This is a genomic window from Bacillus sp. YH3-2-B2 (genome assembly GCF_053663335.1).
The window spans coordinates 31,470-45,625 of the sequence record NZ_JBSJQE010000005.1; the positions used below are offsets into that span (position 1 = coordinate 31,470).

A 14,156-nucleotide genomic window follows, 5' to 3' on the forward strand; every position below is an offset into this window, starting at 1 on the left:
GCGCGACTCCTTTCTCTTGATTCTATTCTATCAGTTTACCATTTTCCTCTTCAGAAGTGACCGGAGTCTGCCGCGGTTCCAGCTGGACGATGCCTTGCCCGCCGTCAACGGCCACCCTGTCCCCCGTTTTCAGTTTTGACGTTGCATTTCCGCACCCGACAACGGCAGGAATCCCCAGTTCCCGGGCGACGATCGCCGCGTGGGACAAAGGGGCGCCGACGTCCGTTATGATGGCAGCCGCTCTTGGAAAAAGCGGGGTCCAGCCTACATTGGTTGTCGACGTCACTAAAATTTCCCCCGCCGCAAAAGAATCCCCGTCTTCCGGAGCATCAAGGACACGGACAATGCCCTCCACTCTCCCGGCCGCTCCCGCGAAACCTTTTAAAGTATGCGCATCATCCGTTTCCGCAGGCATAAAAGCATCGTAATAATCCGCTCTTTTGTCAGGATCCTCAGCCCATTTAAACGGATTGAATCTTCCGTTAATAAAGGATGGGAACGGCGGCAGTTTTTTATAGGTTTCATAGTTTTGCTTTCTCGCTTGAATCGATGCAACCGCCGGCTCTTTCCCCGCGAGCAGATCGGTTATTTCATGCAGATACAGGAAGAAAATATCGTTCTTCATGCCGGTCATTTCCGCCGCTCTGAGCGCGAATGCTCTGGCTGTCCGGTACACCCTGACAAATTCGGATCTGGTTGTTTCTCTCATATTCGCGTATTCTGACGCTTTTTCCATTTTGGCTTTGAGCCATTTGACCTTATGAGGAAACTTTTTTTCAAATCTTCGGAAGGCCTGTTCATGCGCCCGCTGCTGTTTCAAAAGCAGTTGTTCGGCATCAATACCCGACTCCTTGTGTTCTTTGATCTGCTTCGTCAGCCAATCCCGGTTTTCTCCCGGATGCGGTATGGAAAGTTCGTATTCATGCGGACCACGGTGGCCTTGGTTCCTGAGATATTCTTCCTCGCTCATACGGCCTTTCATGACTTGATCAATGCCGATAATCGGCTCCAGGCTGGCCAGTCCGCCTTTTCCCCTCAGATTGGAAAGCAGGAGATTCGCATCTTCTATGCCTGCGAGTTTTGTTAATTGAGAGGTTAACGACGAAGAGGATTGCGCAGAATCACGCCCGCCGGATATTAACGCAAACCACGCGTTGCATAAATACGGATAGATCTCATTGTTCCATATCGCTAATAATGCCCGCTCCGTTTCGGCGCGTTTCAGCTTTTCCTCAATATTCCGGCACCACTCCGGCGATTCGTCCAAGTAGGAGGACATGTTTTTTTTCGCTTGCTTCATTTTCGACAGATACGGTTTCAGTTTTTTCGGGATGATCTTCAAAAGTTCATACTTTGAGAACGGATATAAAGGAATCTTCATTTCCGCCGGGATTTCTCCCAATGTATCGCTCATCATTTTTCCAATTTTTCCGCCTTTCGGATTCAGACCGAAAGCGGCGAGAACGGAAAGAGGCTGGCTCATATTGTTATAGGCTCTGCCGCAAATATTGCCGGACCAGACATAATAGCCCGGAATGATGCCTGACTCTTCATCCAGATTCCGGAGGAGCGACCATGTCAGCGGCGTCATCACATCGGGAATCGCTTCTCCTATATTGGTGTTTGTCCATAAAAAATCACCGCTGAAAGAATCATTCCATTCATAGGTTTCCAGATTTCCGGCTTGTAAGTTCGTAATCGGGCGGGATTGAAGAATATACAATGTCCCGCCCGCGGCGGCCCATTCAATATCCTGCGGCCCTCCAAGATCTTTTTCCAGCTTTTTCGCCAGTTTATAGAGCTTTGACGCATATTTGCGAAATTCCCCGGGGCCGTCATATTTTTTCTTGGGCCGTGCCAGTTTAAAAGAATAGGCATCGGCTTCCCCGGAAACGAGCTGCTCCCCGAGACCGTAGACGTAATTGCCTGTCATCTCCCGCCTGCTCCCCGTAATCGGATCTGCGGTAAACAGCACTCCGGATATCTCAGACGGTATCATCAGCTGGATGACGATTGCGATTTCATGCTCATCTTCCATTCCCTGAACGGCGCTGTACGCTTTTACTCTTTCTGACTGTACCGACCGGCGGACTTCATCAATCGCCCTGGACATGTCTTGATCTGTTTTGACATTCAACACCGTATCGAATTCTCCGGCGAAGGAAGCCTGAGCGGAATCCTCGCTCAGCGCGGATGAGCGTACGGCAAACAACGCAGCTGCATGGCGGCTGCGGATGGAATTCACATATTGATCAACAGCCTCTCTCGCCTGATGGCGGAGCTGTCCGTCCTGAAAGGCTGACGGCAAAATCACAAACCCTTCAGGCACAGGATACCCGCTTTGATACATTTTAGAGAGAATGCTTCCTTTTCCTCCCGCAAAGGAATAAAGTTCGGCCGGAAGTTCTCCGAATGTTTTGACACAGTCATTCATAATGTCCCCGCTCCTTTTTAGTCGTTCATCCAAGCTCACAGTTTTTCTCTTTTTCACTTTTTTTGAAAGTATTTCCTATAAGTATACAATATATCGGTCTTCACAAGGGAGAAAATCAATGGCGTTATTTTGTCATAAATGCATCCGTCAAAACAGCCGCAGGCGGGGGCTTTGTTTGCAGGATGTACAACTATCCGTCCTCGTGCAGGATAAAGCGGACCCGTATCAAAAAGGCGGCCGAAACGCCGCCTTTTTTTCAGACTGTGCGGCCTTGATGCGCCGCCGTATTTCTTTTGGTCTGCTTGGGCTGATACACTTTCCCGACAAACAGGTATCCGTATCTGAAATGGTTGCACCCCCAAGATACGAAAATGGGACCGAACGTGCAGATCAAAAATAAAAGAAGGATGGCAGCCGCTAAAGGCATTGACCGCAAATAGCCTTCCAGAAGATATCCGCTGATTAAAAAGTAGGAGTGCAGCAGATAGATTGAAAACGAATAGTTGCTGATCATCATCACAATCGCGGGCACTTTTTTGAGCTTTGAAAACAGATGAAAACACAGAAAGATCATACTGACCGCGTAAATCATAATATCCGGACGCTTAGAGGAAATGGAGCCGCCGCTGATATATGAAACGGCCACAATCAATATTGCCGATACGGCCGCACTGAAGTAAACCGCATAACGATACTGATTGATGAGCGATAAAAAACGCGGATATTCCTTTCCGCAATAAAATGCCAGACAGAAATAAAACACCCAGCCCGGAAACGGAACCCAAAAGAACGGAAAAATAGAATCAAGCCCCGATGATGCCGGCGGATGAAAGATCGAAAAGTAAGCCAGATAGACGGCGTTGATGATAAACGAAACAGACAGCACCCACACTGGGGATGTGTTGGTCAGCCAGCGGTGCAGCAGCATATGGAGAATGTAAAATTGAAAGATCACAAGAATGAAGTAGCCGATGAAGTTTCCTAAAAACACATTTTCTAAAAATTTACCGATCACTGAAACGAATCCGGCTCCTTCTTCCGCCACGCTTTTCATTAAAATGGCATCCACCGCGGCAATAAACAGAAACGGCACGAAAATGACTTTGCCCCTTTTCTTTAAAAAACCCGCTGGAACGCCTTTCGGGTATGACCTGGCAAGCAGAAATTCCGAAATAAAGATAAACGCCGGCGTGCTGAACATCAACAGGGTCCGAAAAGCATCAACCGTATGGGCGGCACTGGCTAAGGACTCTTCCTGAATCATCAGCACCATTGAAACTCCGTGAAGCAGAACGACACTTAAACAGGACAGGCAGCGAATTACGAAAATTTCTTTTATCTGCATGCGGCCGCTCCTTTTTCACAAGCGCGCCGGACTTTGGCGTATGCTTGGCGCAGCCATTTTTCCCGCAGTTCGGGTGTGCTCGTTCTGACGACAGAAAAAAGGTTCCGCTCGGCTTTTTGAATGCCGCAAAATTGCAGAATGCTTTTTTTCAGCGTAATCCAGTCCGAGTTTTTCCGGAACCACTTTAAGTACCAGCCCGGGGAGTCCGCCGTATAAAAGACCTGTGCCGTCTCTGCCCGTAGCAGTCCTTTTACGCGGCCGTTTTCATATGTGTAGGCTTCTCCGGCGACAAGCACTCTGTCAAAAAAGCCTTTCATAATCGCCGGAACGCCTCCCCACCACAGCGGGTAGATGAAAATGAGATGATCCGCTTCTTTCATCAGTTTCCGGTATTTCTTCGTTTCAGCGTCCCGGTTCATGTCAGAGCGCTTTTTTTCGCCGCCGTACTTCAGCACGGGATCAAATTGATCGGCGTATAAGTCAATGACCGTATAGCTTTGGCCGCTGTCCTTTAAAGCCATGGCGACGTATTTTACGAGAGCCGCATTGAAACTGTTCTCATCCGGGTTTGCATACACAATCACCGTCTTCATATGTCCCTCCCAGTATTTATTAATTTTTACAATGATTATATCATGATGTCATATGAATGAGGCAAAGACACGAGAAAGGCTTTTTCCAGTTCTGCTGCCGTTTCGATAACCCCTTTCTGCATATTTTGCTGATTTTGCCGCCGCGGATTCAATGACAAGCATCCGGCGCTTCTGCGTTTTTAAGCGGCCGTATGGTATACTAGCTGTCAAATGAATGGGCTTGGAGGACAACATGAGAATTTTAAAGTACGCGATTTTAGGGCTTTTGCGAAAAGGCGAATTGAGCGGATATGATATATCGAGCTATTTTAAGGAAGAGCTCGGCCAGTTTTGGAGCGCAAAGCACAGCCAGATTTATCCGGAATTAAAAAAACTGACGGCTGAGGGATTTATTACGTTTCGCACTGCGATTCAAGGAACAAAGCTTGAGAAAAAAATGTACACGCTGACTGACAAGGGAGAGCTGGAGCTTGCTGCCTGGCTGACGAAAAAAGACCCGATTCCGGAAACGGTGAAGGATGAATTTATGCTGAAGGCTTATTTCATCTCAGCTTTGACGCAGGAAGAAGCGGATGAGCTATTCACCGATCAGCTCATAAAGCGTAAGGAGAAATTGTCCGATCTGGAAAACAGTTATCAAGAACTGATGACATCGTCCGCGGAGGCGGATTCATTTTCTTCTCCTGATTTCGGCCATTATCTCGTGCTGACAAAAGCGCTTGAGCGGGAACGGAATTATATTTCCTGGCTTGAAGATATTTTGGCTCTCATCAAAAAAGCATAAACAAAACGGGGCGGCTCTGTATCTGCAGGCCGCCTGTTTACGTTCTGAGAACCGCATTGATAAACGAATCAGCCATTAAAATAAGAAAAAGCATACTGAAATAAACAATCGAATAAAAAAACATCCCCTTCGACCATTGCGTGTCATCCGCCGCCTGAAAGCCTCTGACGCTCCGGTACAGCCAGATGGCCCCGAGCAGGAGAGCGGTTGCGGTATAAAACGGGCTGACGTCTATATAAAGAGGAACGAGCAGCGAAACTGCAGTCAGAACGGCGATATAGCGCAGCATTTTTATTTTTGTGACGCGATTGCCTTTTATGATCGGCAAAAGCGGAATGCCGGCGGCACGATACTCTTCCTTTCGCCTGATTCCGATCGCCCAGAAATGCGGCGGCTGCCACAAAAACATAATCGCGAATAACAAAATCGCGGGCATATCAATGTACCCGGCCAGCGCGCAATAACCGATTAAAGGCGGAGCCGCCCCGGGAAAGCTGCCGACAAATGTGCTCCAGACGGATTGTCTTTTAAACCAAAGCGTATAAACGACGGCATACAGCAAAAATGCAAGCAGGCCAAGAACGGCGGTCAGTACATTAAGCGAAGCAAGCATGATGAATCCGCATGCGCCGAGACATGTGCCGTACAGGATCATGACCGTCGGCGGTATTTTTCCCGTGACGCTGGCGCGGGTGCGGGTTCGCGCCATCTTTGCGTCCATGCCGCGGTCAAAGAAGTTATTAAAAACAGTGCTTGACGCCATGACTAACGCCGTTCCGATCATGGCAACCGCCATGGCGGCAAATATACCGGGCCCTCCGCCCGTCCTTTCCGACTGAAGCCACGCGATCCAAAATCCGCCCAATGCGGCGAGTGAATTTGAGATGATAATCCCCGGTTTGGCAAGAATGATAAAGTCCTTGACCGTCATCCGGTTTCCGTTATGCTTCATAGACTGTTCCGTCTGTGCTGCATTTGAATTCATTTGTTGAGGTTCTCCTTTTTCGGCTTATCATATCAGGAAGAATCAGGAAGCACAATTTATTTTGGGCATTTTTCACACAATTGTAAATTGTATATGAAAAGCCGCATCTTGTGACCGGATGCGGCTTTTCCCTTTTTCTATTCAAAGTCTGCCCATACTGCTCCCTGATCCGCCGAACGGACACCATTTTCAATCCAGCGGATGCCCTGAGCCCGGGCCGGCGATGGCGGGCTCCACGCATCATTTTTGCGCCTCACTGAGATGTTCGCTCTCTTCAGTCACACAAAAGCCGTGTGTATATTGCAAATCGACGTACTTCTTTCCCGAGCCTTCCCAAGAAAACTTCGGAAAAATAAAAACCCTTGCCGGTTAGACGGCAAGGGTTGTTTCTTACAGTGTAAATGCGATATCCGCCCCTGATACAGGGTCTTTGACGAATACGCCCTCTTCTTTTTCTTCGATCTCAAAGCCGGCATCGGTCAGCGCTTTTGTCACACGTGACAGCTCTTTTTGATGCGGCAGTGCGATGGTGTAATAATCCAGCCCGCTTGCATTTCCCGGTTTCGGCGGCGCATGTTTTCCGGCCCATATATTCAGACCGATGTGATGGTGATACCCTCCCGCTGAAACAAACAGAGCGGACATGCCCGCGTAATTGCCGACAATGTCAAAACCGAGGATATCGGTGTAAAACGCTTTGGCTTCCTGTAAATCCGTCACATGAAGATGGATGTGACCGATTACGGTTCCTTCCGGGAGACGGCTTTTCCGTTCAGCTCCGGCTTCTTCCAAAAGCCCGTCCACATCGACGGGCGCCGTTTGCATGACGTAATTGCCCTCTGCATCCCGGCGCCACGTGCTGCGGGGACGATCGGCGTATATTTCAATGCCGTTGCCGTCCGGATCAGACAGGTAAAGAGCCTCACTGACTGCGTGATCCCCCTGCCCGAGCGCGATGCCGTTTTCAATCAGCCTGGCCAATGCGATGCCGAGTTCTTTCCGGTCAGGCAGAAGTATTGCGAAATGGTAAAGGCCGGTGACAGACCGCTCCGGGAGAACGACGGCGCTTGGATTTTCTTCAAGCACCAGCAGGACGCGTTTTCCGTCTGCTGACAGTTCTGCGGAACGATCGGTTTGCGAGATGACTTGAAGGCCGATCACATTTTGGTAAAAGCCGAGCGACCGTTCCATATTTTTAATGGTCAATTTGACATAACCGATTGCCGTATCTTGATGAATGCCGGTCATTTGAACGCCTTCTTTCTTATGCTGAAAAAGTTTCTCCCTTTTTTGATTTGAAAAGGAGCTGATCCAATGAAAGCAGTCGGCTTCCTGAAAGCGCTAAGTGAATTGACGCAACCAGTAAGATGAAATCAAATTCCGATCCGCCCATAAATGGTGAGGAAAGCTTCGCCGTGAAGATGGCGCCGACTAATGTGAGGGCAAACAGAACGCCGATTATGCGCGTCGCCAAACCGAAAAAGATCAGAACCCCGCCGACAAGCTCAATCGTCGCGATGACGTAGACCATAAAGGCCGGAAGCCCGATGCTCTGGAAAAATTGCGTAGTTCCTTCCAACCCTTGAAACTTGGATAAACCGTGAACAAAAAAGATAATACCTGTTACAACCCTTAAAAGCAGTGTTCCTGTTTCGAATGATTTATTCATAAAATCCTCCTTGAAAATTATTATCACTTACTTTATGTAAGCTAGTATATATACATAACTTATTTACGTCAAGTAATTTTGTTACATTTAACGAAAATAACTTAAAAGTACTATTTGTCTTCGCAAAAAAAGACCTCCGCACTCTGTCGGAGGTCTTTTTCCCTATCTATGATTCCCGGAACTGGCTTTCATATAATTCCCGGTAAAACCCGTTCTGGCTGAGCAGTTCGGCATGGGTTCCTTTTTCAGCCATTTCGCCGTCTTTCAGCACAAGAATCTGATCGGCTTTTTGAATCGTGTTCAGCCTGTGAGCGATGATGACGCTTGTTCTGCCCGCCATTAAACGGCCGAGCGCTTCTTGTATTTTCACTTCCGTCACCGTATCAATGTTGCTCGTCGCTTCATCCAAAATGAGCAGCACAGGGTCCGCCAGCACAGCTCTCGCGATGGAAATAAGCTGTTTTTGTCCTTGGCTGATGCCCGCGCCGTTTTGGGTAAGGACGGTATCGTAGCCTTTCGGGAGCCGTTCGATGAATCCGTGGGCATTGGCGGCTTTTGCGGCTGCCTCCACCTCTTGGTCAGATGCATCCAGACGGCCGTAACGGATATTTTCCCTGATGGTGCCCTGAAAGAGAAAGGAATCCTGCAGGACAAACCCCATGTTTTTTCTCAGACTGGATCTCGTCAGTTTTTTGATGTCCGTTCCGTCGATGAGGATTTTCCCGTTATTCGGCTCGTAAAAGCGGGCGATCAGGCTCGTAACGGTCGTTTTACCCGCTCCGGTCGGTCCGACGAAGGCGATTGACTGTTCTTTCGGAACGCTGAAGGACAGATGTTTTAAGATCAGGCTGTCTTCCTGATAGCCGAAGGAGACATCTCGGAATTCAATCTCTCCCGTTTTGATCGGCTGGTGCGTCGCATGCTCTTCATCTTCACGCTCCTCTTTTTCATCCAGCACGTCAAACACCCGTTCAGCCCCGGCGATGGCCGATAACATCGTATTGAACTGATTGGCTAAATCATTTAAAGGGCGCGTGAACTGCCGCGAGTATTCTGCGAATACGACGATGGAGCCGATCGAAATCCACCCCTTCAGCGCAAACAGCCCGCCGACCGCCGCTATAATCGTAAAGCTTAAATTGTTTAAAGAATTCATGACTTTCGGAATGAATCCCGAAATTGTCTGCGCCCAAAACCCTGATGATTGTAACGCCGCGTTTTTTTCTAAAAATTGCTCCATGACGCGGTCTTCCCTCGAATAGGCTTTAATGACCTTCGCTCCTGATATCGACTCTTCAATAAAACCGTTCAGCTCGCCGAGGTTTTTCTGCTGCTGCTTAAACAGGAGTCCCGTCCGGTTGGTGATCCATTTAATGCTCAAAAGCATGATCGGAATAATCAAAAGCGTGATCAATGTTAAAAGCGGGCTCATGTACAGCATGACGGCGATTGTGCCGACGAATGTAATGACGCTCGACAGCACTTGAATGACGGATGTATTTAAAGTGGAGCTGACATTTTCGATATCATTGGTAACCCGGCTCATCAAGTCGCCGAGGCGCTGTTTATCAAAAAACGGTATCGGCAGCTCATGCAGATGGGTGAACAGTTCGCTCCGCATTTTAAACACGGTGCTTTGCGAGATATTGATCATCCAATAGTTTTGAAACCATAAGGACAATGATTGCACGAGGTAAATCCCAAACAGTATGAACAGTACACCCGCCAATCCGTCCGTCGTCCGTCCGACGATAAAATGATCAATTGCTTTCCCGATGACGAACGGTCCGAGCAGGCCGAATATGGCGCTTATGACTACCATGATGATCACAAGGGTTAAAAGCCCTTTTTTCTCGGCTACATACGACCAGATTCTGCGCAGCGTGCCTTTTGTATCTTTTGCTTTCGCGCGTTTTCTGCCGCCTTCATTTGGTTTGAGCGGTATTTTCGGATATCGGAAAGGTTTACGAATGTCTTTCTCCACTGTCAGCTCCCTCCTTTCCGAATTGTGATTCATAAATCTGCCGGTACAGATGAGACTGTGCCATCAGCTCTTTGTGCGTGCCTTTTGCCAGCAGTTCGCCGTCTTCAAGTAATAAGATGGTGTCAGCCTTCATCGCGGTCGTTATTTTCTGCGTAATAAGCAGTGTCGTGCATTCATAGGATCTGATGGCTTGTAAAAGCTTCGCTTCCGTTTGAAGATCGAGCGCGCTCGTACTGTCATCTAACAGCAGGAGGGACGGCTTTCTGATAAAAGCGCGCGCGATGGAAATCCGCTGCTTCTGCCCGCCTGACAAATTGACGCCCCGCTGTCCCAGCACCGTGTCGTATCCGTTTGACAGTTTCATAATCGTGTCATGGATTTGCGCGTCTTTGGCCGCTTCCATTACTTCATCTAGTGAAGCATCCTCCCGTCCCCAGGCGATATTTTCACGGATTGTGCCCGAAAACAGAAGCACTTCCTGCGGCACATAGCCGATTTCCCTGCGCAGCCCGCAAGCGGAGAATTCACCGATCGGTTTGCCGTCTATGAAAATACTGCCCGAATCAGCCGTGTACAGGCGCGGAATCAGCTGAAAAAGCGTTGATTTCCCTGAACCTGTCGCGCCCATAATGGCAACCGTTTCTCTCGGGCTGGCAGAAAAGGACACGTGATGCAGCGCGTCTTTTTCCATGTCCGGATAGCGGAAGGACACTTCGCGAAACTCAATCCCGCCTGCAAGCGCCCGTGCCGGGTCGTGCCCCGTTCCCTCGCCGCCTTCTGTTTCCAGCACCTCACCGATTCTTTCCCCGGAAGCCTTCGCCCGGGAAAATACCATGATGAGAAAAGGAAGGACGGACAGCGCGCCTGTAATCCGCGTCGCATAGTTAATGACGGAAACGACATCGCCGACCTGCGCTCCGCCCTGAGCAATGCTTTTGGCGCCGAACCATAAGATAAACAAAATGCAGCTGTTCATCAGCAGCATTAAAATCGGCATCGCCGCTTCCACGAGACGAAAAGCGGAGACCGTTTTTTCCATCAGCTTCGTATTCGATTTCAAAAAACGTTTCACTTCGTGGTTTGCACGGAGGAGCGCTTTAATCAGTTTGATCGCCGTCAGGTTTTCCTGCATGATCGTGTTGACCTGATCAAGCCGCTTTTGCACGGACCGAAACAGCGCGCCGCCTCTTTTCAGCACCCACAGCAAAAACAAAAGCAAAATCGGCACCGTGATCAGCAGAAAAAACCCGAGTTTCGCATTGACGGTCAGCGAGAGAATAATGCCGCCCGCGATCATTAACGGCGCACGAAGCATAAACCGGAGACTCATGAAAAGCATATTCTGGACCTGCGTCACATCGTTTGTCAGCCTGGTGATAAACGACGTAGATGAGAATTGCGCAAACGTCGAATAAGAGAAGGATTGAATTTTTTGAAAAAGCCCTTTTCGCGTATCATACGCATAGCTCTGGCTGATGTGGGCGGAGTAGAATGAATTTAAAATTCCCGATGCGAATGAAACAGCGGTCAGCCCGATCATCACGCCGCCCCACAGCCAAACCGTACCGAGATCCTGCTTTAAAATTCCTTCGTCAATGATTTTCCCGATCAGCAGGGGCTGTATCAGCTCTACCGCAAGCTCGATGAGCATGAAAAACAGAGCGATTCCCGCCAAAAGGGAATACGGTTTTACATATGATAAAGCCTTTGACATGTGTAAGCCTCCAAATCCTTTGTTCAATATGTATGTATATTTATTTTATTTGTTTGTCTTAAATGAATAAAGGATTAACCCTTGAACCCGCACTTTTATTATGTACTTTGTGTAAAAAAAACGAAAATCATTGAGGATAAAAATTGAGGATATGAGGCGTGCAGATATATGGAGGCTGTCTTATCTTTTCTTTTTTACCAGCTCCTGAACCGGAGCTTTGATTTTAAAATGAATTAGCGGAGCCTTTAAAAAGGCGTCCGCTATTCAGGAAGGTCATTTATGCTTTTTCATTTCATTTAACGAATGAAAACGAGAGCGACCCCGAATCCTTTATCAGCATCAAACTCATTGATCACTTTCATGACCTGCCAGCGCTGATTTGGAGCATCAGATTTTGTTGCAATCCCGTTATGAGCGTGAATAAAATCTCCCGCTTTCACAGACTCATCGCATCTGACATATACCTGGCCGATGAGTCCGACAATGTTCCACTCGTCTCTCTCTTCTCTTGAAGCGTAATCTTCTTCAGGCCGAAAGTCCGGATTTTCCTTTGGCGCCATGACCATATGGCCGTTCGCATCTTTCTGTTCTTCATAAACATAGCCGCCAAATTCATTCTTTACGTATCGTCCCGACCAGTGAAAACTCGACTCGCCAAGAATCACTCCGGCGGTCTCGGAAATGACCCCCAGCATGAGGTCACCTTTTTCAGCCGGTCTGATCTTATCACCTTCAAGTGTGACAAGTGTTCCCGTCGGAATCTTTTCCCCTCTCAGGCTTTCAAAATACTCGGCGTAGTCAGAGAATGTCGAGGAACCTGTTACGCCTCCCGCAGCCTTAATTGTTCCTTCTTTTGCGTGAAGCTCAATCTTTCTGTTGGCTGATAACGGAGTGCTGCCGGAACCCCAGCCCCATACAGTTGAGTTCGCATTTGGGTTAATCGTATTATATGAACCGATTACTCCAGATTGAGAACCTCCTGCAGCCTGCCCCCGGACAGAACCGACGACAAAGCCATTAGTTCCTGTAACGTGGGAATCTTTAGATGCCATAACAGAAGATCCTTTATGTTTAAACAACTCATACGGTGTTTTTTTACCGCCTACATGAAATGTTGTTTCATATCCTTGAAAATCAATATTTGATATATTCAGATCCGGACCCGAAGAATAGAGTCCGACCGTTCCGCTGCCGGCTCCCAATCTATGCCCGTATACATTGCTCACTGTACAATTATCAACGCCTCCGCCAAAAGCAAGTCCCGTCGTGCCGCCGTCAACTAGAAAAACACCGTCAATCATGCACTTTCCTACCGCATTTTCTCCGCCAAGAACATACAGATCATGAGCAGCGGAGCGGAACCCGCGGATCGTAATATTCTTCAGATTGACATACCGCCCTTTGTAATAAATCATAATGATCGTGTCATTGCTGTAATCGTATGAACGATCTTCACAAATAGCTTGGAAATTCACTATATTAACTGAATCATAGCCCGAAACAACCAAAGCACTCGCCCCGACGCCTTTATATATAGAATTCTGTTTAGGATTTGTTGCCTGACAATTTACTAATTGAACATCATGGGCAGTTTTTGATGTCGGCTCACCCGATAAATGGTGGCCAATATGTCTAATACAAAAACCGATTGCATTTTCGTAAGCACGGCAATTAGCCAGTTGAACCCGTTTAGCCGCCGGTGCATAGTCATGCGCCTTAATTTCAAAACCGCGGGCACCGCCAATTGCAACACAGCTATCTAAAAATACATCTTGAGAACCGTCATCGATCTCAAAGCAATTTGAATTGGACGTGCCATTCCCATTTCCCATCGGGTGATAAGAAATACAATGGCTAAAAGTAGTATGGAATCCAAAATGACAAGTAAAGTTATCATCGCCGGACCCTGTTGCTTCACAATGAGAGAAAGTTACAAAGTTACAGCCGTTGGGCTGATAATAAGTGGGGTCGTCCATTTCTCCATGTCTGTTATAGTTCGGGCTCGTGGAATCAAAGCCGTGCAGGCCGGCGTTCTTCGCAAACACATGCTCGACAAAAGAATAGTCAACATTCGCAAAAAGCAAACAGCTTGAAGTAGGGCCCTTCGGAATCTTCCAGCCGGCAGGACGCGTATCCTTGTTCCAGTCCAACGTAAGATGGCCGACGTAAATATTTTCATTCCCGTTCGTATAATCGCTGTTGGTCAGAACAGAATGGCCGACCGGTGTTTCGTCTAATAATTTAATGACCGTTCTTTTCTTGCCTGCTCCGACAAGCATTGTATTTGACGGAACAAACAATCCGGATGTTCTGAATATACCCGGGGGTACTGTTACGACATAACCTCCGTCGGCCATGGCATCATGAAATGCCTGCGTATCATCCGTTACGCCGTCACCTTTAGCTCCAAAATCCATAACGTTCCGCTCTGTCACATGTTCAAATCTGTTTTCATACATTTTAAGTCTTTCGTTTAAATTTTCATAAGTTGACGTGCCATTGCTAAGCGCAGCACCGATTTTGCTGTCAATCGCTTCAAAGTTTTGAGCAATGCTTTCAACCTCAATCCCCTCCGTTTTATCGGGTTTGTAAAGTCCTAAGAAAGTCGTATAGTTTGTCATTGCCTTGCCTCCTATTTGTTAATTGCT

10 protein-coding genes and 1 pseudogene are annotated in these 14,156 nt (G+C 47.9%); 1 reads left to right on the forward strand and 10 read right to left on the reverse strand.

What is annotated here, in order from left to right:
* Positions 1-22: 22 nt before the first annotated feature.
* The 3 genes from ACWJJX_RS16940 to ACWJJX_RS16950 form a co-directional block, all read right to left on the reverse strand.
* Positions 23-2,434 (reverse strand): PEP/pyruvate-binding domain-containing protein, encoded by a 2,412-nt coding sequence (locus ACWJJX_RS16940; RefSeq protein ID WP_454023134.1) that lies wholly within the window; start codon positions 2,432-2,434, stop codon positions 23-25.
* Between the two features lie 256 nt (positions 2,435-2,690).
* Entirely contained in the window at positions 2,691-3,779 is a 1,089-nt protein-coding gene (locus ACWJJX_RS16945; RefSeq protein ID WP_454023135.1) for an acyltransferase family protein, read from the reverse strand.
* Complete coding sequence (locus tag ACWJJX_RS16950) at positions 3,770-4,372, reverse strand: NAD(P)H-dependent oxidoreductase (RefSeq protein WP_003155520.1); 603 nt, start codon at positions 4,370-4,372, stop codon at positions 3,770-3,772. Before ACWJJX_RS16950 ends, ACWJJX_RS16945 begins: the two co-directional genes overlap by 10 nt.
* Positions 4,373-4,604: 232 nt before the next feature.
* On the opposite strand from ACWJJX_RS16950, the gene ACWJJX_RS16955 reads away from it, so the two are divergent.
* Complete coding sequence (locus ACWJJX_RS16955) at positions 4,605-5,156, forward strand: PadR family transcriptional regulator (RefSeq protein ID WP_146283712.1); 552 nt, start codon at positions 4,605-4,607, stop codon at positions 5,154-5,156.
* A 37-nt stretch (positions 5,157-5,193) separates the two neighbouring features.
* Here ACWJJX_RS16955 and cyoE read toward each other — a convergent pair whose 3' ends face one another.
* The 7 genes and pseudogenes from cyoE to ACWJJX_RS16990 form a co-directional block, all read right to left on the reverse strand.
* Positions 5,194-6,141 carry a heme o synthase gene (cyoE, locus tag ACWJJX_RS16960; RefSeq protein WP_454023136.1) on the reverse strand — a complete coding sequence of 316 codons (948 nt, stop codon included), beginning with the start codon at positions 6,139-6,141 and terminating at the stop codon, positions 5,194-5,196.
* A gap of 243 nt (positions 6,142-6,384) precedes the next feature.
* A pseudogene (locus ACWJJX_RS16965) lies at positions 6,385-6,459 on the reverse strand (hypothetical protein); the annotation flags it as partial.
* Positions 6,460-6,531: 72 nt separating this feature from the next.
* Positions 6,532-7,389, reverse strand: coding sequence for a VOC family protein (locus ACWJJX_RS16970; protein ID WP_070081514.1), 858 nt, complete (start codon positions 7,387-7,389; stop codon positions 6,532-6,534).
* 16 nt (positions 7,390-7,405) lie between these two features.
* The gene (locus tag ACWJJX_RS16975; RefSeq protein ID WP_014304646.1) at positions 7,406-7,810 is read right to left on the reverse strand and encodes a DoxX family protein; all 405 of its coding nucleotides are present in this window, start codon (positions 7,808-7,810) and stop codon (positions 7,406-7,408) included.
* A 166-nt stretch (positions 7,811-7,976) separates the two neighbouring features.
* A complete protein-coding gene (locus tag ACWJJX_RS16980) occupies positions 7,977-9,794 on the reverse strand; it encodes an ABC transporter ATP-binding protein (protein WP_454023137.1) in 1,818 nt (605 codons plus the stop codon).
* Positions 9,775-11,508: an ABC transporter ATP-binding protein gene (locus ACWJJX_RS16985; protein ID WP_454023138.1), complete on the reverse strand. Its 1,734-nt coding sequence runs from the start codon at positions 11,506-11,508 to the stop codon at positions 9,775-9,777. The genes ACWJJX_RS16980 and ACWJJX_RS16985 overlap by 20 nt, the downstream gene beginning before the upstream one ends.
* Positions 11,509-11,804: 296 nt before the next feature.
* On the reverse strand, positions 11,805-14,129 hold the full coding sequence (locus ACWJJX_RS16990) for a peptidase G2 autoproteolytic cleavage domain-containing protein (protein WP_176283200.1): 2,325 nt from the start codon (positions 14,127-14,129) through the stop codon (positions 11,805-11,807).
* Between the last annotated feature and the right edge of the window lie 27 nt (positions 14,130-14,156).

What these genes read in the sequence shown, in the direction of transcription:
- ACWJJX_RS16985 (WP_454023138.1), bottom strand. Translation starts at nt 11,508, where the DNA reads ATGTCAAAGGCTTTATCATATGTAAAACCGTATTCCCTTTTGGCGGGA.
- cyoE (WP_454023136.1), bottom strand. Translation starts at nt 6,141, where the DNA reads ATGAATTCAAATGCAGCACAGACGGAACAGTCTATGAAGCATAACGGA.
- ACWJJX_RS16990 (WP_176283200.1), bottom strand. Translation starts at nt 14,129, where the DNA reads ATGACAAACTATACGACTTTCTTAGGACTTTACAAACCCGATAAAACG.
- ACWJJX_RS16940 (WP_454023134.1), bottom strand. Translation starts at nt 2,434, where the DNA reads ATGAATGACTGTGTCAAAACATTCGGAGAACTTCCGGCCGAACTTTAT.
- ACWJJX_RS16975 (WP_014304646.1), bottom strand. Translation starts at nt 7,810, where the DNA reads ATGAATAAATCATTCGAAACAGGAACACTGCTTTTAAGGGTTGTAACA.
- ACWJJX_RS16970 (WP_070081514.1), bottom strand. Translation starts at nt 7,389, where the DNA reads ATGACCGGCATTCATCAAGATACGGCAATCGGTTATGTCAAATTGACC.
- ACWJJX_RS16950 (WP_003155520.1), bottom strand. Translation starts at nt 4,372, where the DNA reads ATGAAGACGGTGATTGTGTATGCAAACCCGGATGAGAACAGTTTCAAT.
- ACWJJX_RS16945 (WP_454023135.1), bottom strand. Translation starts at nt 3,779, where the DNA reads ATGCAGATAAAAGAAATTTTCGTAATTCGCTGCCTGTCCTGTTTAAGT.
- ACWJJX_RS16955 (WP_146283712.1), top strand. Translation starts at nt 4,605, where the DNA reads ATGAGAATTTTAAAGTACGCGATTTTAGGGCTTTTGCGAAAAGGCGAA.